Below are 21,760 nucleotides of genomic sequence, written 5' to 3' on the forward strand. Positions count from 1 at the left end.
GGGGTGCTAGCGGTCGAGGGGCACGCCGGGGGTCAGCACCTTCTCGACGTTGACCACGACGAGCCTGCCCACCTTGTGCCGGGAGAGCTCGCGCCACCCGTGGCGAGCGTAGAGCGCCAGCGCGGCCTCCTGGTTGAGCGTGGTGTCGCCTCTGACGCGCTCGAAGCCGAGCTCCACGGCGCGCTGCTGCAGGGTGACGAGCATGGCCTCACCGAAGCCACGCCGCTGGAAATCGGGGTGGACACGCAGCCGGCAGATCTCGGCCGTGCACGTGTCGACGGGTTTCAGCCCGCCCATGGCCATCACCCGGGAGTCGACCTCGCCGACGAGGAAGTCGCCGCCGCAGGCCAGATAGATCTCCTGGATGCGGGGGAAATCGTCGTCGTAGTAGACGCCGTCGCCGGGCACCAGGCCCACCTGCGCCAGGCAGATCTGGTGGAGGGTGAGGATGGTGTCGAGATCGGACCATCGGTAACGCCGGATCTTCAGTTTCATGCGCCCCCTTTCAGCTGGGCCCGTGACCGCCGCAACTCGGCGCGGTAGTCCTCGAGGCCTGGGGCGTTGGCGTCACGGGACGCGATCGCCTGCTCGAGCGCCAGCGCCGGCCGCACGATGAAGTCGGTGAGATATTCGTCGCTCAACAGGCGCAGCGCCTTGGTGCCGATCGCCAGCGCCTCCTTGACGTCGCCGTCGATCAGCCGGCACTGGGCCTGGTCGAGCCTGATCAGGGTCTGGTCGAGGATGTGGTCCTGGTATTTGGTCAGCGCCTGGCCGAGCACCACCTCTGCCTCGATCGTCTGACCGAGCTTGGTGAGCACGTCGCCCTGGTAGAAGTAGAGCTGCTTCTCGGTGTAGCCGAAGGCGACGTCCTCCCGGTCCTCGCTCTTCATGTGGGAGAAGGCGCTGCGCGCCCTCGACAGCGCGCGTTTGGCCTGGTCGACGACCTCTTTCTTGCTGTCGCCCCCCGACATCATGGCCAGCGCCCTGGCCTCGACGACCGGCGCCATGGCCTGCGCGGCGCACGGCATCGAGCCGGCCAGGTCGCGGCTCTTCTTGGCGAGGTTGAGCGCCTCGCGGGCGTCGCCGAAATAGAGGGGGACGAGCGACTCGCGAGCGGTGATCCAGGCGCGCAACGCGCGGTCGCCGGTCTCGTCTGCCGCGGTGCGCCCGGTGCGGAAGAATGAGCGGGCCAGGCGGTGGTCGCCGAGGTTGATCATGATCATGCCGCTCAGCCCGGACAGCTGCGCGGCCATCCTGCACAATCGTTCCTGCAGGTCGATGGGCTGGCGGCGGGACATCGCCGTACGGACCGCGCTCAGCTCGAGCAGCACGTCGCACAGCAGTCTCAGGGGAGCCGTCGTCGTGTACTGGCGGCCGAAGCTGATCGTCGCCTCTTCCCACTGGTCGAGCATCGCGGCCGACACGGTGGCCGAGACGAGCGTCTCGTCCATGCGCCGCCTGATGCCCTCGCACGCTCCGAGCACGACCCCGTCGAGAGCCTTGGTGAGGTTCGTGTCGGTGTGGAGCAGATTTAACATCGTGCGCCGAAGGACGTTCTCGTCCTCCTGCGCCTCCGGCTCGGTGACCATGGGGTGGATGTTGAGCTCACGCTCCGTCGGCAGCAGCGCCGGCGGGTCCTTGGCCTCGGAGCCGCCGAGCGCACCCGCCGCGCGGTGCGCGTGGCCGTGGCCGCAGATGCACGGCCCGTCGTAGCCGAGGGCGGCGGGCTCGACGCGGTAGACCGAGCACAGGTAGTGGAGGTATTCGGGTCCGGGGCGTTTCAACCCGCTCTCGTACGCCGAGAGCAGCGTCTCGCCGATGCCCGGCGTCGGTTTGGAGTCGCGCTCGAACAGGGCCCTGACCTGCTCGATGACATCGGCCAGGGCGATCCCGTAGGACAACCGGTGCGCCTTGATGCGGGTCGTGCTGAACTGCGACGCGCAAGCCTCGTGGATCTCATCCGCGATCTGGGCCGAAGTGCGCCCGGCGGCAAGGCCCTTGGCCCTGATCCGCCGGGCGATCTCCGTTTCCCTGTGCTGTCTGCCGGACATCCCGGCCCCTTCCAAACAAGTCTCGACCGGTCCGCAACTGGTGACTCAGCGTAGCCCTCAGATTGCTGTGCGCCTACCCATGACTATGAACCAGAGACGACGGGTTTGAAAACGCCCTCCGCCAGCCTACGGTTGAGGATCGTCCTCCCCGGGGCTGTTTCTTATATCCCTTGGGAGAAGAGCAACTCCCTGTAGCCGCCCAAGCTCGTTGCGTCCGCTGTTGACATGAGACATCTTTGGCCCACCAGCGGCGATTGGTAGGGAGGACGAACGGTGGGGGACGACGACTTCGAGCACTTGGAGCGACTCGTATCCGAACTGGGCGCTCATGGGTTGCTCGCACGAGTGGTCCAGAGCCAGAGCGGTCGCAGGTTCGTACGGGTCATCAACCCGAACGCGACCAGCCTGTCCGAGAACGTCACCTGCAGGCCGGCCACTGTGTCCGATATGCCTGATTGGTGGTACTGCTGGTCCTGGGGCGAACGGATGCACACGGCCGACGACCCGGCCGGTGCCGCGACGAAAGTCGCCCGCGTGCTAGCCGCCGTGGCGGAATGATCGACGCGGTGGGCCGGGTGGAGCGCAGCCACCGCGGCACACCGCATCCACGGCGGCCTCACAGGGCCGGCGGAGTGACCGGTGCGGAGGGTCCCGCGCATGTGGGGTCCTGGTCACTCCGCCGGTTCTGGCCTCACACCTGACTGCGACCGGTACGGCCCGCACGCCGTACCCGCGAAGCCACCCTCCCGGCCCGCCGGGCGGGTGTTGGGGGGGATCCCTCCCGGAACCGGTAAGGGACATGCTTCCGGGTGCCTGTCCCTTGCCGAGCCGTCCGTCATCGGAGCGTCGCTCTCTCCCTCCGCGGCCCAGAGAGCCGACGACCCCGTCTTCCCCGGCGTGATGTGACGGCGGGCGGTTCGGTCGGCGGTATTTTGGATCGCAACGGTCCAAAGAGCCGACCGAACCGCTTCTGGAGGGGGATCCACCTTTGTTACTGCTGGTGACACCGTCGCCGCCACCCGCCTCACCGTCGAGCGGGCTGCCGGACCCGGAGAAGGTGGTCCAGGACATGGCCGGGATCTGTACCAAGGATCCTGTGTGCTCTACCCTCGTCGGGATGTTCGACAATGCGGTCTGGGCACCCATCGCGGCCAGCGCGATCGTCATCGTGCTGATCATCGTGCTGGCGTTCGTGCTCCGGAAGATCGCACACCGGATGATCACGAGGGTGGTCCACCGCGCGGCCGCGAAGAGCTCCATCACCAGCCGCTTCCGCAAGGGCGCCGCCACCGACGGCATCGACGCGCTGCTCCGCGAACGCAGGAAGCAGCGGGCCGAGACCATGGGCTCGGTGCTCAAGCACGTCGCCTCGATCGTCATCCTGGGCACCGCGGTGCTGACCGTGCTCGACCGGCTGACGATCCCGATCGCTCCCCTGCTGACCAGCGTCGGCATTCTCGGCGTGGCCATCGGCTTCGGCGCGCAGGAACTGGTGAAAGACTTCATCGCCGGGATGTTCATGCTGCTCGAAGACCAGTACGGCGTGGGCGACGTGATCGACGTGGGCGCCGCGGTCGGCACCGTCGAGACCGTCACCCTGCGCATCACGCGGCTGCGCGACGCCGATGGGCGCGTCTGGTATGTCCGAAACGGCACGATCACCAGGGTCGGCAACGAGTCGCAGGGCTGGTCGCGGGCCTACGTCGACGTGCCGGTGGCCTACGACGCCGACATCGTCAGCGTGCGGGTGCTGCTCGAGCACCTGGCCAAGGAGATCTGGGCCGACCCCGAGCTGCGCGAGAGCAAGATCCTGGAGCAGCCGCAGGTGTTCGGCGTGGAGCAGCTTTCCGACAGCTCGGTGGTGTTCCGCATCACCGCCAAGACGCTGCCCAACGAGCAGGCCGAGGTGGCCAGGGAGATGCGCATCAGGGTCAAGGCGGCCCTCGACGACGCGGGCGTCACCATGGTCGCGGTGTGAGCGCGATGCACCACCACACGAGGCACACCCTAGGCTGGTGAGCGTGACTGAGACCTCCTTCTACGACGCCGTCGGGGGCGAAGAGACCTTCCGGCGCCTCGTTCAGCGCTTCTACGAGGGGGTCGCGGACGACCCGGTGCTGCGGCCGCTCTATCCCGAGCCCGACCTGACGGGGGCGGAAGAGCGGCTGCGGGGCTTCCTGATCCAATACTGGGGCGGCCCCAAGACCTACAGCGAGCAGCGCGGGCACCCCCGCCTGCGCATGCGCCACACTCCGTTCGTGATCGGCGAGACCGAGCGCGACGCCTGGCTGCGGCACATGCGCGACGCGGTCGACTCGCTCGATCTGCCGGACGAACTGGAGACCCGGCTCTGGGATTATCTGGTCTACGCGGCCCACAGCCTGGTGAACTCACCCACATAACGGGGCATGACACGCCACATGGATATCCCCTGGTGGCGTGATGCCGTCGTCTACGAGATCTACGTTCGCAGCTTCGCCGACGCCTCGGGTGACGGCGTCGGCGACCTGGCCGGGGTGCGCGAGCGCCTGCCCTACCTGCGCGAGCTGGGGGTGGACGCCATCTGGCTGACGCCGTTCTACCCCTCGCCCATGGCCGACGGCGGCTATGACGTCGCCGACTACCGCGGCGTCGACCCGATGTTCGGCACTCTGTCCGACTTCGACGCGCTGGTCGCCGGCGCGCACGACCACGGGCTGCGGGTGGTCGTGGACATCGTGCCCAACCACAGCTCCTCCGCCCACCCCTGGTTCCAGGCGGCGCTGCGCGGCGAGGGACGCGAGCGCTACCTCTTCCGCGACCGGACCAACAACTGGCAGTCCACCTTCGGCGGGTCCGCCTGGACGCAGGTCGAGGACGGCCAGCACTACCTGCACCTGTTCGCGCCGGAGCAGCCCGACTTCAACTGGCGTAACCCCGAGGTGCACGCGGAGTTCCTCGACATCCTGCGGTTCTGGCTGGACCGCGGGGTCGACGGGTTCCGCATCGACGTGGCGATGGGGCTCTACAAGGCCGAAGGGCTGCCGGACGTCGGCGACCAGTCGTTCAAGGCGACCTCCCCGGTGTGGGGGCAGCCCGAGGTGCACGGCGTCTACCGCGAGTGGCGCAAGGTGCTGGACGGCTATCCGGGCGAGCGCATGGCCGTGGGCGAGGTGTGGACCGACAGCTCCGAGGACCTCGCGCTCTACGTGCGGCCCGACGAGCTGCACCAGAGCTTCAACTTCGCCTGGTTGCAGGCGCCCTGGTCGGCGCCTGCGTTCCGGAAGGTGATCGACGACACGCTCTCCACCGTCCCGTTCGCGACGTGGGTGCTGTCCAACCACGACGTCGTACGCCACCGCACCCGGTACGCGGCCGACGACCCCGTGACCGGGCTGGAGCGGGCGAAGGCGGCGCTGCTCACGATGCTGGCGCTGCCCGGCTCGGCCTACCTCTACCAGGGCGAGGAGCTGGGGCTGCCCGAGGTGAACGATCTGCCCGACGCGGCCAGGCAGGACCCGGTCTTCTTCCAGTCGAAGGGCGAGCTGCCCGGCCGTGACGGGTGCCGGGTGCCGATCCCGTGGACGGTCGATCCGCCCTCCCACGGGTTCGCGCCCGGCGGGGTTCGGCCGTGGTTGCCGCAGCCGGCCGCGTTCGCGGAGCTGAGCGTCGAGAAGCAGGAAGGGGACGCCGGATCCACGCTCGAGTTCTACCGGAGGGCCCTGGCCTGCCGCCGTGACCTGGCGCGATCCATTCCTTATACGTTGGAGTGGTTGAAGTCTCCCGAGGGAGTGCTTTTCTTCACCCGCGGGCCGCTGATCTGCGCGCTCAACTGCGGCGCCCGGCCCGTGCGCCTGCCGGAGCACGACGAGGTGCTGCTGGCGAGCGGGCCGCTGCGGGGTGACCTGCTGCCGCCCGACACGGCCGTATGGCTGCGCCGCGCGTCATAACCGCTCGCCGTCCTCGCCGCGGAACGGGATGACGGGCAGCGAGAGCAGCGCGCCTCCCAGCCCTGCGGCGAAGGCGGCCCAGTACCCGACGTTCGTGATCAGCACGCCGGCCATCGGCGTGGCGACGACGGATACGACGTTCTGGACGGTGTTGTGGGTGCCGAGCACCCGGCCCGCCCACGTGGGCCCGGCGAGCTCGCCCGCCGTCAGGTAGGCGAGCCCGTTGCCGGCCACGGTCATCACCGCGGCCACAGCGAGCATGGCGGGCCCGAGCCAGGTGCCCGAGAGCGTGCCGGTGACCAGCAGCGCCATCACGCCCAGGTTGCAGACCGTGATCAGCAGCAGGGGCCGCATGCGCAGGCCGACCCTGTCGGACCAGCGACCGGCCGCGATGCGCACCGCGGCCCCGGCGATCGCCGCCACGCCGAACAGCCGGCCGGCCGCCACCTCGTCCCATCCGTACAGGCGGACGAGGCAGGTCACGCCGTACGTGCTGACCACGATCTGCGGCAGCACGTGCAGGGCGCTGGTGGCGTGCACCCGCCACAGCGCCGGCTGCCGGTACGGCCAGCCCTGCGGCGCCGCGCCCGGCACGGAGATCGCGCGCGGCGGCTCGGCCAGGAAGATCGCGGCCAGCACGGCGGCCAGCAGGCTCGTGCCGGCGCACACGAACAGCACGCCGGCCAGGCCGTGCGCCTGCGCGATGGGCGGCAGCACGAACGCCCCCGCGGCCATGCCGAGGGTGAAGGAGACCTGGCGCAGTCCCATGGCGAGGCCGCGCTCCGGCGGCTCGAACCAGCGCAGCACGATGCGCCCGCCGCCGACCATCGCGGCCGAGCCCCCGGCCCCGGCCAGGGCCAGCAGCCCGATCACCGCCCAGATCTGGCCGGCGAACGCGACGGCGGCGAACAGCACGGCGGCCAGCCCCACGCCCGTGCCCAGGATCAGCCGCTCGCCGTGCCGGTCGGCCAGCGCGCCCCAGGCCACGAGCGCGACCAGGACGCCCAGGGAGGGAGCGTTCGCCATGATCCCCGCCACGGCCAGCGGAACCCCGAAATGTCGCTCTATCTCGGGAATGACGAGGGGCAGGCCGAACAGTCCCAGCGTGACGCTCGCGTGGGCGTTGACCCCCAGCGCCAGCATCAGCCAGCGTTTCATGCGGAGAAACGTTTGAGGTACGCCAGTTCGCTCTCCGAGAGCCTGCGCGGGGCGGCCCGCTCGACGTCGTAGGCCGCGAGCACGGACGTGGCGGTGACGTAGACCGCCTCGTCGTCGCGGATCTCGTACGCGAGGGTGAAGCGCACCGGCCTGATCTCCGTCACCCACGTCTCGACGCGCACCGGCTCCGCGCGGAAGCCGAGCGGGCGGCGGTAGTCGATCTCGTGCCGGGTGACCACCAGGCCCTTGAACGGCTCGTCACCCGCGTTGTGCGGATCGATGTGGAACATGCCGAAACGGGCGTCCTCCAGGTAGTCGAGGAAGCGCACGTTGTTCACGTGCCCCTGGGAGTCGACGTCGGCGAATCTCACCACTCGGGGGTAGAGGTGGCGCTGGGCCGGAGTGCGTTCAACCACGCCAGTCACCGTACCCGCCCCGGTCAGGAGGCCCTGCGGCGGGCCAGGCAGGCGAGCACGGTCAGCACGGAGACGGTGGCCATGGCGGCGAGCGCCCAGCGGTAGCCGGTCACGAGCTGCTCGACCGCGCCGCCGTGCAGGTGCGAGAGCGTGCCCGCGAACACCTGCTCGTGCAGCGCGGCGGGGAGCGGCGCGGTGATGATCGACAGGACCAGGCCGGTGCCGACCACGTTCCCCGTGTTCTGCAGCATGAGCCGCATGGCGTTGACGATGCCGAGCCGCGCCGAGGGCAGGCCGTCCAGGATGGCGGTGGTGTTGGAGGGCATGAAGACGCCCGAGCCGAGCCCGATCAGCACCAGCCCCGCCGCCACCGCCGCGTACGGCATGGTCGAGGACATCACCACCAGCATGACCACCAGCCCGCAGGTGGTCGCCGAGGCCCCGGCCACGGCCAGGGTGCGGGCGCTCATCAGGCGCTGCAGGAAGCCCGAGACCACCGACGCGGTCATCGCCGCGATGGCCAGCGGCAGCACTTTCAACCCCGCCTGTACGGGATCGTCACCGCGCACCGCCTGGAAGTAGAGCGCGACGAGGAACACCATGCCCATGCGCGCGACGGCGTTGAGGAACGACGCGAGCGTGCCGAAGGAGAAGGCCCGGTCGCGGAACAGGCTCATGTCCACGACCGGGTGCGCGGCCCGCCGCTCCCTGACCAGGAACAACGGCAGCCCCACGGCGAAGCACGCGAGCCCGGCCAGCACCACCGGGTGCCCCCAGCCGAGCCGGGTGAACTCCGACAGCGCCAGCAGCAGCCCGCCCAGGGTGACCAGCACGAGCACGCTCCCGGGCAGGTCGAGCCCGCGATCGCGGCGGTCGGGGACGGTCCCGCGCAGCACGAGCGCGCCCCACACCAGGCAGATCACCCCGATCGGCACGTTGAACCAGAACACCCAGCGCCAGCCGAGACCGTCGGCCAGCACCCCGCCCAGCGTCGGCCCGATCAGCCCGGCGATCGAGAACGAGGCCACGTAGACCCCCATGCCCTCCCCCAGCCGCTCGCGCGGGAACGCGTCGCTGACCAGGGCGGCGCTGTTGGTGAGCAGCATGGCGGCGCCCGCCGCCTGGACCACCCGCATGGCCACGATCACCCACGCGTTCGGCGCCAGGCCCGCCAGCAGCGCGGCCACCGTGTACGTCGCCAGCCCGAGCAGGTACATCCGGCGCCGGCCGAACAGATCGGCCAGCCGCCCGAACACCACCATGAGCACGGTCGTGGTCAACTGGAAGCCGAGGAGGATCCAGCCCGCGGCCGTCGCGTCGGCGCCGGTGTGCCTGGCGATCTCGGGCAGGGCGACGTTCATCGCGCTGCCGCCGAGACCGGTCAGCACGCTGGCCAGGCTCACGACCGACAAGGTTCGCCACGCATGGCCTAAGGGGGTCGCAGCCGGCAAGGGCCTGTCCTTTCTAGATTTTGATACTAGAATCTTATTTCGTCAGCCGGTCGAGGAGCGAGGTGTCGGATGGGCGGGATCGTCGAAGGCCGCGTGGTGATCGTCACGGGCGCGGCCAGGGGCATCGGGCGTGGGCACGCGCTCGAGTTCGCCAGGCAAGGGGCGAAGGTGGTGGTCAACGACCTGGGCGCCGAGGTCGACGGCACCGGCTCGTCCGGGGCGGCCGCCGAGGTGGTGGCGGAGATCGAGGCCATGGGCGGCCAGGCCGTCGTCAACGGCGAGGACGTCTCCGACTTCGACGGCGCCGAGCGGCTGATCCGCTCGGCCGTCGACCACTTCGGCGGCCTCGACGTGCTGGTCAACAACGCGGGCATCCTGCGGGACCGGATGCTCGTCAACATGACGCCCGACGAGTGGGACGCGGTGATCAGGGTGCACCTCCGGGGCACCTTCGCACCGCTGCGCCATGCCGCCGCCTATTGGCGGGCCAAGGCGAAGTCGGGCGAACACGTGGATGCCCGGATCATCAACACCACCTCGTCCTCCGGCATCTACGGTAACCCCGGGCAGGGCAACTACGGCGCCGCCAAGGCCGGCATCGCGGGCCTCACCGTCATCGCGGCCAGAGAACTGGAGCGCTACGGCGTGACCGTGAACGCCGTGGCTCCCGCCGCGCTGACCCGCATGACCGAGAGCCTCATGCCCGCCGGCGTCACGGGCGCCGACCCCGACGACATCGCGCCCCTGGTGGTCTGGCTGTCCAGCGCCGAGGCCCGCGGCGTCACCGGCCGGGTGTTCAACGTGCGCGGGGGCGCGATCAGCGTCGCCGAGGGCTGGCACGCGGGGCCGGGCGTCGACAAGGGCTCCCGGTGGGACCCGGCCGAGCTGGGCGGCGTCATCCCCGCCCTGATCGACAAGGCCGCGCCCAACGCGATGACCAACGGCCGCATCCCCGGGCGGGAGGACTGACATGCCGCTCGACCACTCCCTCATCGGTGTCGAGGGCCCGGCCCACGAGCGCACCTGGACCACCAGGGACACCATGCTGTACGCGCTCGGCGTCGGCGCGGGCACCTCGGAGCTGGAGTTCACCACGGAGAAGGGGCAGCGGGTGCTGCCGACGTTCGCGGTGCTGGCCGCGCAGTCGCCGGGGCGGCGGCTGGGCGACTTCGACCCGGCCCTGCTGGTCCACGCCGAGCAGGGCTTCGAGCTGTACAGGGAGTTGCCCCCGGCGGGCGGCGTGCGGACGACCTCGAAGGTGACCGGCATCTACGACAAGGGCTCGGGCGCGCTGGTGACCTCCGAGGCGCGGGCCGTGGACCTCGACACGGGCGAGCCGGTCGTCTCCAGCCGCAGCGCGGTGTTCATCAGGGGCGAGGGCGGGTTCGGCGGCGACCGGGGGCCGCGCGACGCGTGGGTCCTGCCGGACCGGGCGCCCGACCACAAGGTGACTTATCCGACCTTGCCGGAGCAGGCGCTGCTCTACCGGCTGTCCGGTGACGGCAATCCGCTGCACAGCGACCCCGAGTTCGCCGCCAGGGCGGGCTTCGACCGGCCGATCCTCCACGGGCTCTGCACGTACGGCGTGACCGGGCGGGCTCTGCTGCACGCGGTGGCCGGATCGGACCCCGGCCGTTTCCAGGCGATGTCGGGGCGCTTCACCAGCCCCGTCCTCCCCGGGGAGTCGCTCACGGTGTCGATCTGGGTGGACGGCGAGAACGTGCACTTCAGGACCGCCAAGGACGACGGCACCGTGGTGATCGACCGCGGCCGCGCCACGATCAGCCGTCGGTGACGTTGAGGGGGTCGAGGCGGCGGATCAGCTTCATCGCCGCCTCGATGACCTCCCTGGCCTCCTCCTCCGTGTCGGAGGTGGCGACCTCGCGGGCGGCCTCGCCGATGATGCTGGTCAGCACGGCCACGGTGAACCGGGCGAGCGCGTCGCCGCCGGCCCCGAGCAGGACGGCGTTCTGGCGTACCCACTCCCTGCCCCGCGTGCGCCGCAGCAGGTCGAACCCCGGCGGCCCGTCACCGTCGATGAACAGCCTGACCAGGTCGCGCCGCTCCCACGCCCCGTCGAGGTAGGCGCGGGCGCCGGCGATGAGCAGCTCGACCGGGTCGTCGACGCCGGACTTCCTGGCCTTGGCCACGCTGGCGGCCGACGCCTGCTCGTGCGCCGCCTGATGGTCTTCGTAGAGGGCCAGGAAGAGCTCGGTCTTGCCGCCGAAGTGGTGGTAGAGGCTGCCGACGCTGGACCCGGCGCGGGCGACCACCTCGGCGACGTTGGACTCGGCGAAGCCGTGCTCGCTGAAGACCTCGCGAGCCGCCTGCAGCATGCTTTTGCGGGTCTGGGCCGTACGGCTCCACTCCCACGAGGACTTGCGTGCCATGCGGGCCATCTTACCGCGTTCAATTCTAGAATTTCATTCTTGACACCTTGCCCCATCGGCTAGAACCTCTTCCTAGAGAGATGTTCTAGAAATTCCCAGGAGGCGGCCGTGGACTTCTCGCTCACCACCGAGGAACGCCAGATCCGCGACACCGTACGGTCCTTCGTGGAGAAGGAGGTCATGCCGCTCGAGCCCGAGGTCCTGCGCAACGAGCGCGAGGGCCGCCCGGCGCTGGACGCGGACGTCCTTCGCGACCTGCGGGCCAAGGCCAGGAAGTCGGGCTTCTGGGGCATCAACACCCCCGAGGAATACGGCGGCGCCGCCCTGGGCCCGATCATGTCCGCGATCATCGCCATGGAGCTCGGCAGGACGTTCGTGCCGTTCTCGTTCGGCGGCAGCGCCGACAACATCCTCTACGCGGGCACCGACGAGCAGAAGCGCCGCTACCTGATCCCCACCATCGAGGGCGAGCGCCGCTCCTGCTTCGCGATCACCGAGCCGGGCGCGGGCTCCGACGCCCGCAACATCCGCACCCGCGCCGTCAGGGACGGCGCCGAGTGGATCGTCAACGGCGAGAAGACCTTCATCACGGGCGGCAACGAGGCCGACTTCGTCATGGTGTTCGCCGTGGCCGAGCCGTACGGGGTGACGTGCTTCCTGGTGGACCGGGACATGGGCTGGCGCTCCGAGCCGATCCCCACCATGGGGCAGTGGGGCCCGGCCTCACTGGTGTTCGAGGACGTACGGGTGCCGGAGGAGAACGTCCTGGGCGAGCCGGGCAGAGGCTTCGAGCTGGCCATGGAGTGGATCGGGCAGGGACGCTACATGATCCCGGCCCGGGCCATCGGCTCCGCCGAGCGCATGCTGCAGATGGCCGTCGACTACGCCACGATCCGCAAGTCCATGGGGCGGGCGATCGCGGAGTACCAGGCCATCCAGTGGATGATCGCCGACTCGCAGGTCGAGATCGAGGCCGCGAAGTGGCTGACGCTGTACGCGGCGTGGCGGGTGCGGGAAGGGCTGGACGCGCGGCACGCCTCGTCGATCGCCAAGCTCAACGGGGCCGTGATGGCGAACCAGGTGGTCGACCGGGTGCTGCAGATCCACGGCGGCATGGGGTACACGAAGGAACTGCCGATCGAGCGGTGGTACCGGGAACTGCGGCTGCTGCGCATCTTCGAGGGCACCGACGAGATCCAGCGGCGCACGATCGCGCGCAACCTGATCAAGGGGCACGCGAGGCTCGGCCTGATCGGGGAGTGACCGCACGCCGGCCGGGGCACCGGCCAATCCGCGCGCGATCGCCCCTTGCCGCCGCCGTGCCGGGGGCGCTGCGGGAGGGGACGGCCGCCCCCGGCCGCGCCCGCACGGTCCCGGCGGCGGCGTTCACGGCGACGCCTCCTCCTGAGCGCGGGGCCTGGCCCGCATGTGCATGCGCTCCCCCTGGCGGCCGAACAGGTTGAGGACCTCCACGGCGGACTCACCGGCGGGGCCGAACCAGTGCGGCAGGCGGGTGTCGAACTCCGCGGCCTCACCCGGCCCCATGACCAGGTCGTGACCGGCCACGATGAGCCGTACGCGCCCGGACAGGACGTACATCCACTCGTAGCCCTCATGCGTGCACGGGTCGGGCCGGTTCTGCTCGGCCGGGATGATCGACTTCCACGCCTGGAGGGGCCCGGGCTGGGTGGTCAGGGGGATCACCGTGCGGCCGTTGCGGACGCGGGGCCTGCAGCGGATCCTCGGGTCGCCCACCTCGGGCGCGCCGACGAGCTCGTCCAGCGGCACCCCATGGGCTTGCGCTATCGGGAGCAGCAGTTCCAGGCTCGGGCGGCGCTGACCCGCCTCCAGCCTCGACAGCGTGCTCTTGGAGATGCCGGTGGCCTCGGCCAGCGCCGACAGCGTCACGCCGCGCCGGGTGCGGACACGTCTGAGGCGCGAGCCGACCTGGGCCAGCGTGGCAGCTATCGAAGATTGTCCGTCCATGCCCTCATTGCACCGCCTCCGTCCCAGAAATGGCAACGCCAGTTGTCGGTTCGACACCGGGGAACGCATCATCGGGCGCGGAGGTGATCGTCATGATCATGAAGGACACGCAGCGCCACGACGTTGTGGTGATCGGAGCCGGGGCGGCCGGACTGAACGCCGCCCTGATCCTCGGGCGGGCCCGCCGCGGTGTGGTGGTGGTCGACGCCGGCGAGCCGCGCAACGCGCCCGCCGCGCACCTGCACGGATTCCTGTCCCGCGACGGCCTGCCGCCGGCGACCCTGCTCGAACTCGGCCGCGCCGAGATCACCCGGTACGGCGTCCGGCTCGTCCAGGGCCGCGTCGAACGGCTCGATCACGGCTACTCCGTCAGCCTGGCGGGCGGGCAGGTGCTCCAGGCCCGCCGCATCCTGGTCGCCACCGGACTGCGCGACGAGCTGCCGGACCTCCCCGGCGTGCGCGAACGGTGGGGAAAGGACGTGCTGCACTGCCCGTACTGCCACGCCTACGAGGTACGGGATCGGCCCCTGGCCGTCCTCGGCACCCACCCGGGCGCCGTTCACCAGGCCCTGCTCCTGCGCCAGTGGAGCGACGACGTCGTCTTCTTCCCCCACACGCTGGACCTGGCTGCAGAGGACCGGGACCGGCTGGCGGCGCGCGGCCTGCGCATCGTCGAGGGCGGTATCGAGCGGCTCGTCGTCGAGGACGACCGGCTGCGCGGCATCGAGCTCACCGACGGCCGCGCCGTCCCCAGCGTCGCCGCCTTCCTCTTTCCCCGCATGGTCCCGCACGACGGCCTGCTCACCCGGCTGGGCTGCGGCAAGGACGGCGGCGGCCTGGTCTCCACCGACCGTTCCGGCCGGACCACTGTCGCCGGCGTCTGGGCGGCGGGCAACGTCGCCGACCCGCGCGCCCAGGTCATCACCGCGGCCGGCATGGGGGCCGCCGCCGCCTTCGCCATCAACACCGACCTGCTGGACGAGGACGTCGACCGCGCCCTCGAACGGCGCCGCGCCCAGGCCGCCACCACCCTCTGACACCCGGAAAGGAGTTCCGCACATGCCCGCACCCGCCCATCGCCCGGTGGACAGCGTGACCGACCAGACGTTCGCCGAACGTGCCCTCCGATCGGAGCATCCCGTTCTGATCCAGTTCTGGACCACCTGGTGTCATTCCTGCAGGGTGGACATCCCCATCGTGGAACGGCTCGCCGCCGAACCGGACGTCGTGAAGATCCGCCAGGACGAGCAGCCGGAGTTGGCGGCCCGGCACGGCGTCACGGCCGCTCCCGCCCTCGCCGTCCACGCCGGCGGCCGGCCCGCGGGTTCGTTGGTCGGCGCGGCACCGCAGCACATCCTTGAGCAGCAGGTGGCCTCGGCCCTGAGGAAAGGAGGCGACGCTCGATGAGCGTGGACACGGCACGGCGGCGGGGCGCGGCCACCCGAGGGAGACTGCCGCTCGGCGTCTACCTGCTCGCGTTCAGCCTCTTCGCGATGGGCAGCGCGGAATTCCTGATCGCGGGGGTCCTGCCTGCCGTCGCGGACGACCTCCGCATCACGCTGCCGTCGGCCGGCGCGCTGATCTCCGCGTTCGCCGTGGGCGTCGTCGTCGGCGGTCCTCCCCTGGCCGTCATGACGCTGCGCTGGCCCCGAAGGACCACGCTGGTGGGCACCCAGGCCGTCTTCGCCGGCTCCGTGGCGATCGGCCTGCTCACCGACAGTTACCCGGTACTGCTCGCCACCCGCCTCCTCTGCGGCCTCGCCTACGCGGGGTTCTGGGCCGTGGCGGCCGTCACCGCGATCGGCCTCGTCACGCCGGACCGCACCGCACGTGCCTCGGGAGTCGTCGTCAGCGGGCTCAGCCTCGCGATGATCGCCGGTGGTCCGGCGGGCGCGTCGCTCAGCTATTTCACGGGCTGGCGGGGCGGATTCTGGGGTGTGGCGGCCCTCACCGCGGCCGGGGCCGTACTGACCCTCCTGACGTTGCCCGCGACGACCGCGGCCAGGGAGCCCAGCGTCAGACGCGAGATTCGCACCATGCGGCAACCGCAGTTGTGGGTGGTCTACGCCGCCACCGTCCTGAGCACGGCCGCCTACATGATCTCGTTCAACTACCTCGCGGCGTTCCTGACCGAGGTCACCGGCATTCCCGGCGTGTGGGTCCCCGCGGTGCTCGCGCTGTTCGGCGTGGGCGCCTTCATCGGCCTGTCCATCGGAGGCCGGATCGCCGATCGGTGGCCCACTCGCGCACTGCTCATCGGGGCGACCGGGATCCTGGCCGGCTCCCTCCTGCTCGCGGTCCTCGCGCGGCACGCGCCGGCCGTCATCCCCCTCGTCCTGCTGCTCGGGGTCGCCGGTTTCGTACTCAACCCGGCCATCTACGCTCGGGTGTTCGCCATCGCGTCAGACGCGCCGACGCTTGCCGGGGCCACCACCGTCTCCGCGTTCCAGCTCGGCATCAGCCTCGTCCCGGCGCTCGCCGGGGCGGCGCTCAACGCCGGCGCGGGCATCACCTCCGTCACGTGGATCGGCGCGGGCCTGGCGGCGGCCGTCGTGCCGGCCGTCCTCACCGACCGGATGATCTCCCGTCGCGGGCCGCGCCAGGGTTGAGGGTCGCCGTGACACCGCCTCGCGCTGCTGGGACCGGGATGTGGGGCAAGGGCCGGTGGGGGCACAGGAGATGGTCGACGACGCACCAGACAAGGCCGGGGTGGGCCACGCTCGGCGAGCCACTCAGCGGAGTCGGGGAAGCCACGCTCGGCGAGGACCCAACGGATCGGGGAGGCCGCGCGCTCGGCGAGGACAGGGGTCAGAAGGGGTCAGGGCGCTCGGCGATGACGGCGGGGTCAGGGAAGGCGGTTGGCGAGGATCAAGGTGGCGGCCGAGGCGAACATGCCGCCGTTGCCGAGCACCACGCCGACCTCCGCCCCCGGCACCTGGGCCGCCGCCTCACCGCGCAACTGCCTCACCGACTCCTGGATGGCGAACATGCCGTACATCCCCGTGTGCGTGTAGGACAGGCCGCCGCCGTTCGTGTTCAGGGGGAGGCGGCCGCCCGGTGACGTGTGGCCCTCGGCGATGAAGGCGCCGGCCTCTCCCCTGCCGACGAACCCCAGGTCTTCCAGGCCGTAGATCGGCACGTGGGCGAAGGCGTCGTACACCATGAGGTGGTCCACGTCGTCATGGCCGATCTTGGCCTCGGCGAAGGCCGCCTCGCCCGAGAGCCGGAACGCCTTCGACGTGGTGAAGTCCTCCATCTGCGAGATGATCGGGGACTCCGCCGACTCCCCCGACCCCAGCAGGTAGACCGGCGGCCTGCGGGACAGCTCCTCCGACGTGACGATCAGGGCGCCGCCGCCGTCCGTCACCAGGCAGCACTCCAGGAGGTGGAACGGGTACGCCACCATCCTCGACGCGAGCACGTCGTCCACCGTGATCAGGTCGCGGTAGAGGGCGCGCGGGTTGAGACGGGCCCACCGGCGCTGGGCCACGGCGACCTCCGCCAGCTGCTCGTGCGTCAGGCCGGTCTCCTTCATGTAGCGCAGAGCCGTGATCGTGAACGACGTCGGCGGGCCCACCCCCCCGTACGGCAGCTCGAACTGGCCGAGCAGCGAGTCGGGGCCCATCCCGTACCGGCCCGCTCCCACCCGTGATCTTCCGGACTCGCCGTGGGTGATCAGCACCGTCCGGCACAGGCCGGCGCGGATCGCGGCGGCGGCGTGGCGTACGTGGAAGAGGAACGACGAGCCGCCCACGCCCGTGCCGTCCAGCCAGGCGGGGGTGATACCCAGGGCGTGGGCGATCTGGATCGGGCCCGGGGTTCCGACCGTGGCGATGCCGTCTATGTCGTCCTTTGTCATGCTCGCGTCGGCCAGCGCGTTCCTTGCGGCCTCCAGGTGGAGCTGCATGGTCGAATGGCCGGGAAGGCGGCCCAGCGCATCGGTCTCGGCGGCGCCCGCGATCACCACGGTCATCCCCGGCCTCCAGCAGGCTCGAAGAGGGGCACGTGCACGTCCCCCCGCTGCTCGAACACCACCCGCAACTCCATGTCGAGCGGCAGGTTCTCGGGGGTGCTGGGAACGCCAACGATGTTGCTCATCATGCGCACGCCCTCCTCCAGCTCGACCACCGCGATCGCGTAGGGGGCATCGTCCTCGAAACCGGGGGCGGGCCGATGGTTGATCACGTACGAGTAGAGGGTGGCGCGGCCGCTGGCGCGTACCCATTCGACCTGGTCGCCGCCGCAGTGGGGGCAGCTCGGCCGCGGATAGAAGTAGTGCCGCGCGCACGTCTGGCAACGCTGGATCCTGAGCTCGCCCGCGGCCGTGCCGTCCCAGAACGGCTGGGTCTCGGGCGTGGGCTTAGGTGCCGGCTTCATCGGCCTCCCCCATCTGGTTCTAGAATCTCACTCTAGATCCAGTACGTGCGGCCCTTCAAGGGCTCGGGACACCGTCGCCGTTCCTGCCATGACCCGACAGCACCTCCTCCAGCGCCGGGCGGAGCTCGTCAGAAAGGCGCGGTCCTGGCTGGGCGAGCTGGATCAGCACCCCATGCGCCTCCTTCGGGTGCAGGAACACCTCACGCCAGCGCGGGTCGGCCGTGTTGAGACCGTGCAGCCGGTAGCCGCGGGCGGTCAGCCTGGAAACCGCCTCGTCCAGGTCGCGGACATGGAAGTTCAGATGGTGAACGCCACCCCTGCCCCTGGTGAGCTCGAAGAAGCTGTCGAAGAACGTGGAGCCGGCCAGGGGCTCCATGAGCTCGACCTTGCCGCCGTTCGCATACGTGAGTTGCAGCGTGCGGTAGCCGGCGATCCGGTTGTCGCCACCGCCGCCCAGATGCCGGCCTCCCAGCAGGTCGCGGTAGACCGGCAGCAGATCCCTGATCCGGGGAGCGGCCACGGCGGTGTGGTCGAAGGACACGTCGAGGCCGTCGAGTTCGAGATCCAACGCGCAGCTCCTTTAGGTGGGGGCGATCCTAGAATCTCATTCTAGCGGGCTAGGGCCGCACGGCCTTGACGGGCGGCTATGCCTGGAACGCCATCACCGACAGGGATCTCTGGAGCCGCTCGCAGAACGCAGGCGGGCGGCGGCGTGATCGCGGCCGCCCTGGTCACCGCCTACGTCGCCGCCTCACCAGGCAAGGAGTGCCGCTGATAGTGGTCGTCGCGCCCATGGGCGGCTCACCCGAAGGTTTCGTACGCCGTGAACGGCCGACCATGCGAGGACGCCGAGGAGACCAAGGATGCGCTGCCGAAGACGCGAAGGCGAAGACGCGAACCCCGAACGCGAACCGGAAGACGCGAACCCCTGAACGCGAACCCGCGAACGCGGACCCTCGACCGCAGGGCACCGCGCGAGTGCTGTCCGGGTTCCTCGCCAACGGCACTTACCGAAGGGCAGCCCAGGACATCGGCCGAAAGGCACCGCAGGACACCAGACCGCGGGAGACAAGACGGCAGGACACCAGACCAGAGGACACCGGGCCGCAGGCACCAGACCACAGGACACCGGACCGCAGGACACCGGGCCGCAGGACACCGGGCCGCAGGGCACCAGACCACAGGACACCGGACCGCAGGACACCGGACCGCAGGACACCGGGCCGCAGGACACCGGGCCGCAGGGCACCGGACCGGAGGGCACCGGACCGGAGGGCAGCGCAGGGCACCAGACCAGGGGGACGCACCGGGCCGATGCCGTGTCACCACCCAGACGGCCGGCGAGCCCGCCGTAACGGCGGGCTCGGCGTGCGGGTCAGCGGGCGTCACCCTGGACGCCACCAACCACGGTCGGCGGGTGGCGTGACCTTGGCTGTGCCGTAAAGGATGATGTTCTTCTACGGACCGCTCCGGTCTACGGGCGGATCACTCCCGGTGCAGCTTCCGGTAGGTGACCCGGTGGGGACGGGCGGCGTCGGCGCCCAGGCGCTCGATCTTGTTCTTCTCGTAGTCGGCGAAGTTGCCCTCGAACCAGAACCAGTTCGAGCCCTCCTCCCACGCCAGGATGTGGGTGGCGATGCGGTCGAGGAACCACCTGTCGTGCGAGGTGATCACCGCGCAGCCCGGGAAGTCGAGCAGCGCGTTCTCCAGCGACGACAGCGTCTCCGTGTCGAGGTCGTTGGTGGGCTCGTCGAGCAGCAGCACGTTGCCGCCCTGCTTGAGGGTGAGCGCCAGGTTGAGCCGGTTGCGCTCGCCACCCGACAGCACCCCCGCCTTCTTCTGCTGGTCGGGCCCCTTGAAGCCGAAGGCCGCGATGTAGGCCCTCGACGGCATCTCCACGTTGCCGACCTTGATGTGGTCGAGCCCGTCGGAGACGACCTCCCACACGTTCTTGCTGGGGTCGATGCCACCGCGCGTCTGGTCAGCATAGGAGATCTTGACGGTGTCGCCGACCACGATGGAGCCGCTGTCAGGGGTCTCCGAGCCGGTGATCATGCGGAACAGCGTGGTCTTGCCGACGCCGTTGGGGCCGATGACGCCGACGATGCCGTTGCGGGGCAGGTCGAACGTCAGCTTCTCCATCAGCAGCCGGTCGCCGAACCCCTTGGTGAGGTCGTCGGCCTTGATCACCGTGGTGCCCAGGCGCGGGCCCGGCGGGATCTGGATCTCGTCGAAGTCGAGCTTGCGGTGCTTGTCGGCCTCGGCCGCCATCTCTTCGTAGCGCTGGAGGCGGGCCTTGCTCTTGGTCTGGCGGGCCTTCGGGTTGGAGCGGACCCACTCCAGCTCGCCTTCGAGGCGCTTCTTCCGCTTGATGTCCTTCTGCCCTTCGACCTTGAGCCGCTGGGCCTTGGCCTCCAGGTAGGTGGAGTAGTTGCCCTCATAGATGAAGGGACGGCCACGGTCGAGCTCGAGGATCCACCCGGCGACGTTGTCGAGGAAGTAGCGGTCGTGGGTGACGGACAGCACGGTGCCCGCGTATTTCTCCAGGTGCTGCTCCAGCCACTGCACGCTCTCGGCGTCGAGGTGGTTGGTGGGCTCGTCGAGCAGCAGCAGGTCGGGCGCCTCAAGCAGCAGCTTGCACAGCGCGACCCGACGGCGCTCACCACCGGACAGCTTCGTCACGTCGGCGTCGGGCGGCGGGCAGCGCAGGGCGTCCATCGCCTGCTCGAGCTGGCTGTCGAGATCCCAGGCGTTGCGGTGCTCCAGTTGGTCCTGGAGCTTGCCCATCTCCTCCAGCAGCTCGTCGCTGTAGTCGGTGGCCATCTGCTCGGCGATCTCGTTGTAGCGCTGGAGCATCGCCATCGTCTCGGCGACGCCTTCCTGCACGTTGCCGAGGACGGTCTTCTCCTCGTTGAGCGGCGGCTCCTGCTGGAGCATTCCCACCGAGAAGCCGGGCATGAGCTTCGCCTCGCCGTTGGACGGCTGCTCCAGGCCGGCCATCATCCGGAGCAGCGTCGACTTCCCGGTGCCGTTCGGCCCCAGGACACCGATCTTGGCTCCGGGCAGGAACGACAGGGTGACGTCGTCAAGGACAACCTTGTCGCCGTGCGCCTTGCGCACGCGCTGCAGCGTGTAGATGTACTCCGGCATGCTCTCTAGCTTAGGGGCTCCCGGCCCAGGCTTCCGCCGCTCCCTCCGCCGGGCTCCGGCCGGGTGGGCACGAGACACGTGTACGGCCGCCGGATGGCACACAGGACAGGCCGACGCCCCGGGGAGCCGAGACAACGCGAACCCGACCGGGCCAGGGGAAGCCGGCGCCACTGAAAGCGTGCACCACCCCGAACATCGACGTCCAGAACAGATCCAGCAGCGTCCTGCGTTCCGTTCGGGTTGGTGTCGGGTGGGGCGGGTTCTGAGCCGGGATGGTTTCGTGGTTGGTCTGTGCGTTCCGTTCCGTTCCAAATCGGTCAGGGCCTGCACGTGTTGGGCACCAGGCCACGCTGGCTGCGCTTGGCGAGAACGGGACCTACGTCGGCGAGGGCCCCGGGCGAGCGGCCGGGCTCAACGTTTCCAACCCACGAACCCATCCCCCGGTCCAGAGACCCCGACCCGGCCGACACCAACCGGAACCGAGCACACAGACCAACCACGAACCATCCCCCTGTCCAGGGACCCGACCCGGCCGGAACGGAGGAGGCAGACGTCGACACAGGAACGGGAGAGGCGGGGGCACGGCAGACGGTCGGAATGGCGATAGGGAGTGGCGGACAGGCAATGGCGGACAGGCAATGGCGGGCGGGGGACAGCCGGACGGGGATAGCGGACGGGAATCCCGGACGGGGATCCCGGACGGGGATCCCAGGCGGGGATCCCAGGCGGGGATCCCAGGCGGGGATCCCAGGCGGGGATCCCAGGCGGGGATCCCAGGCGGGGATCCCAGGCGGGGATCCCAGGCGGGGATCCCGGACGGGGATCCCAGGCGGGGATCCCAGGCGGGAATGC

The 21,760-nt window shown here is 70.3% G+C and carries 20 protein-coding genes and 1 pseudogene; 10 read left to right on the forward strand and 11 right to left on the reverse strand.

Annotated elements, in window-relative coordinates:
- Positions 1 to 6 precede the first annotated feature (6 nt).
- Positions 7 to 495 carry a GNAT family N-acetyltransferase gene (locus E1292_RS40695; protein ID WP_132604296.1) on the reverse strand — a complete coding sequence of 163 codons (489 nt, stop codon included), beginning with the start codon at positions 493 to 495 and terminating at the stop codon, positions 7 to 9.
- Positions 492 to 2,051 (reverse strand): NsdA family TPR-like regulatory protein, encoded by a 1,560-nt coding sequence (locus tag E1292_RS40700; RefSeq protein WP_132604299.1) that lies wholly within the window; start codon positions 2,049 to 2,051, stop codon positions 492 to 494. The genes E1292_RS40695 and E1292_RS40700 overlap by 4 nt, the downstream gene beginning before the upstream one ends.
- Before the next feature lie 273 nt (positions 2,052 to 2,324).
- On the opposite strand from E1292_RS40700, the gene E1292_RS40705 reads away from it, so the two are divergent.
- The 4 genes and pseudogenes from E1292_RS40705 to E1292_RS40720 all read left to right on the forward strand — a co-directional run bounded on the left by E1292_RS40705 (position 2,325) and on the right by E1292_RS40720 (position 5,980).
- Positions 2,325 to 2,609 carry a hypothetical protein gene (locus tag E1292_RS40705; protein ID WP_132604302.1) on the forward strand — a complete coding sequence of 95 codons (285 nt, stop codon included), beginning with the start codon at positions 2,325 to 2,327 and terminating at the stop codon, positions 2,607 to 2,609.
- A gap of 559 nt (positions 2,610 to 3,168) precedes the next feature.
- The gene (locus tag E1292_RS40710) at positions 3,169 to 4,029 is read left to right on the forward strand and encodes a mechanosensitive ion channel family protein (protein WP_246090675.1); all 861 of its coding nucleotides are present in this window, start codon (positions 3,169 to 3,171) and stop codon (positions 4,027 to 4,029) included.
- Positions 4,030 to 4,072: 43 nt separating this feature from the next.
- Positions 4,073 to 4,447: pseudogene (locus E1292_RS40715) on the forward strand (globin); the annotation flags it as partial.
- A 24-nt stretch (positions 4,448 to 4,471) separates the two neighbouring features.
- The gene (locus E1292_RS40720; RefSeq protein ID WP_132604310.1) at positions 4,472 to 5,980 is read left to right on the forward strand and encodes a glycoside hydrolase family 13 protein; all 1,509 of its coding nucleotides are present in this window, start codon (positions 4,472 to 4,474) and stop codon (positions 5,978 to 5,980) included.
- Here E1292_RS40720 and E1292_RS40725 read toward each other — a convergent pair.
- Genes E1292_RS40725 through E1292_RS40735 form a run of 3 tightly spaced genes read right to left on the reverse strand, consistent with a single transcriptional unit; the run spans position 5,975 to position 8,957 of the window.
- On the reverse strand, positions 5,975 to 7,138 hold the full coding sequence (locus tag E1292_RS40725) for an MFS transporter (RefSeq protein WP_132604312.1): 1,164 nt from the start codon (positions 7,136 to 7,138) through the stop codon (positions 5,975 to 5,977). The two genes, E1292_RS40720 and E1292_RS40725, sit on opposite strands and share 6 nt — an antisense overlap.
- Entirely contained in the window at positions 7,135 to 7,554 is a 420-nt protein-coding gene (locus tag E1292_RS40730; RefSeq protein ID WP_439331946.1) for an acyl-CoA thioesterase, read from the reverse strand. The genes E1292_RS40725 and E1292_RS40730 overlap by 4 nt, the downstream gene beginning before the upstream one ends.
- A 23-nt stretch (positions 7,555 to 7,577) precedes the next feature.
- A complete protein-coding gene (locus E1292_RS40735) occupies positions 7,578 to 8,957 on the reverse strand; it encodes an MFS transporter (RefSeq protein WP_246090677.1) in 1,380 nt (459 codons plus the stop codon).
- A 117-nt stretch (positions 8,958 to 9,074) separates the two neighbouring features.
- Between E1292_RS40735 and E1292_RS40740 the strand changes: the two genes are divergently transcribed.
- A complete protein-coding gene (locus E1292_RS40740; RefSeq protein ID WP_132604316.1) occupies positions 9,075 to 9,974 on the forward strand; it encodes an SDR family oxidoreductase in 900 nt (299 codons plus the stop codon).
- 1 nt (position 9,975) lies between these two features.
- Complete coding sequence (locus E1292_RS40745; RefSeq protein ID WP_132604318.1) at positions 9,976 to 10,800, forward strand: MaoC/PaaZ C-terminal domain-containing protein; 825 nt, start codon at positions 9,976 to 9,978, stop codon at positions 10,798 to 10,800.
- Here E1292_RS40745 and E1292_RS40750 read toward each other — a convergent pair.
- Entirely contained in the window at positions 10,787 to 11,395 is a 609-nt protein-coding gene (locus tag E1292_RS40750) for a TetR/AcrR family transcriptional regulator (protein ID WP_132604322.1), read from the reverse strand. The two genes, E1292_RS40745 and E1292_RS40750, sit on opposite strands and share 14 nt — an antisense overlap.
- 108 nt (positions 11,396 to 11,503) lie before the next feature.
- Between E1292_RS40750 and E1292_RS40755 the strand changes: the two genes are divergently transcribed.
- Positions 11,504 to 12,658 (forward strand): acyl-CoA dehydrogenase family protein, encoded by a 1,155-nt coding sequence (locus E1292_RS40755; RefSeq protein ID WP_132604325.1) that lies wholly within the window; start codon positions 11,504 to 11,506, stop codon positions 12,656 to 12,658.
- 123 nt (positions 12,659 to 12,781) lie between these two features.
- On the opposite strand, the gene E1292_RS40760 is transcribed toward E1292_RS40755, so the two are convergent.
- Complete coding sequence (locus tag E1292_RS40760; protein WP_132604328.1) at positions 12,782 to 13,381, reverse strand: helix-turn-helix domain-containing protein; 600 nt, start codon at positions 13,379 to 13,381, stop codon at positions 12,782 to 12,784.
- A gap of 92 nt (positions 13,382 to 13,473) precedes the next feature.
- Between E1292_RS40760 and E1292_RS40765 the strand changes: the two genes are divergently transcribed.
- Genes E1292_RS40765 through E1292_RS40775 form a run of 3 tightly spaced genes read left to right on the forward strand, consistent with a single transcriptional unit; the run spans position 13,474 to position 15,990 of the window.
- Positions 13,474 to 14,418: an NAD(P)/FAD-dependent oxidoreductase gene (locus E1292_RS40765; RefSeq protein WP_132604331.1), complete on the forward strand. Its 945-nt coding sequence runs from the start codon at positions 13,474 to 13,476 to the stop codon at positions 14,416 to 14,418.
- Positions 14,419 to 14,440: 22 nt separating this feature from the next.
- Entirely contained in the window at positions 14,441 to 14,788 is a 348-nt protein-coding gene (locus E1292_RS40770) for a thioredoxin family protein (protein WP_132604334.1), read from the forward strand.
- Entirely contained in the window at positions 14,785 to 15,990 is a 1,206-nt protein-coding gene (locus E1292_RS40775; RefSeq protein ID WP_132604337.1) for a Cmx/CmrA family chloramphenicol efflux MFS transporter, read from the forward strand. Before E1292_RS40770 ends, E1292_RS40775 begins: the two co-directional genes overlap by 4 nt.
- 236 nt (positions 15,991 to 16,226) lie before the next feature.
- Here E1292_RS40775 and E1292_RS40780 read toward each other — a convergent pair whose 3' ends face one another.
- The 4 genes from E1292_RS40780 to ettA all read right to left on the reverse strand — a co-directional run bounded on the left by E1292_RS40780 (position 16,227) and on the right by ettA (position 20,908).
- Positions 16,227 to 17,354, reverse strand: coding sequence for a thiolase C-terminal domain-containing protein (locus tag E1292_RS40780; RefSeq protein WP_132604340.1), 1,128 nt, complete (start codon positions 17,352 to 17,354; stop codon positions 16,227 to 16,229).
- Positions 17,351 to 17,758 (reverse strand): Zn-ribbon domain-containing OB-fold protein, encoded by a 408-nt coding sequence (locus E1292_RS40785; protein ID WP_132604343.1) that lies wholly within the window; start codon positions 17,756 to 17,758, stop codon positions 17,351 to 17,353. The genes E1292_RS40780 and E1292_RS40785 overlap by 4 nt, the downstream gene beginning before the upstream one ends.
- 55 nt (positions 17,759 to 17,813) lie before the next feature.
- Entirely contained in the window at positions 17,814 to 18,326 is a 513-nt protein-coding gene (locus E1292_RS40790) for a VOC family protein (protein WP_132604346.1), read from the reverse strand.
- A gap of 917 nt (positions 18,327 to 19,243) precedes the next feature.
- Positions 19,244 to 20,908: an energy-dependent translational throttle protein EttA gene (ettA, locus tag E1292_RS40795; protein ID WP_132604349.1), complete on the reverse strand. Its 1,665-nt coding sequence runs from the start codon at positions 20,906 to 20,908 to the stop codon at positions 19,244 to 19,246.
- Positions 20,909 to 21,760: the final 852 nt, after the last annotated feature.

The organism is Nonomuraea deserti (assembly GCF_004348685.1).
Classification (GTDB): domain Bacteria; phylum Actinomycetota; class Actinomycetes; order Streptosporangiales; family Streptosporangiaceae; genus Nonomuraea; species Nonomuraea deserti.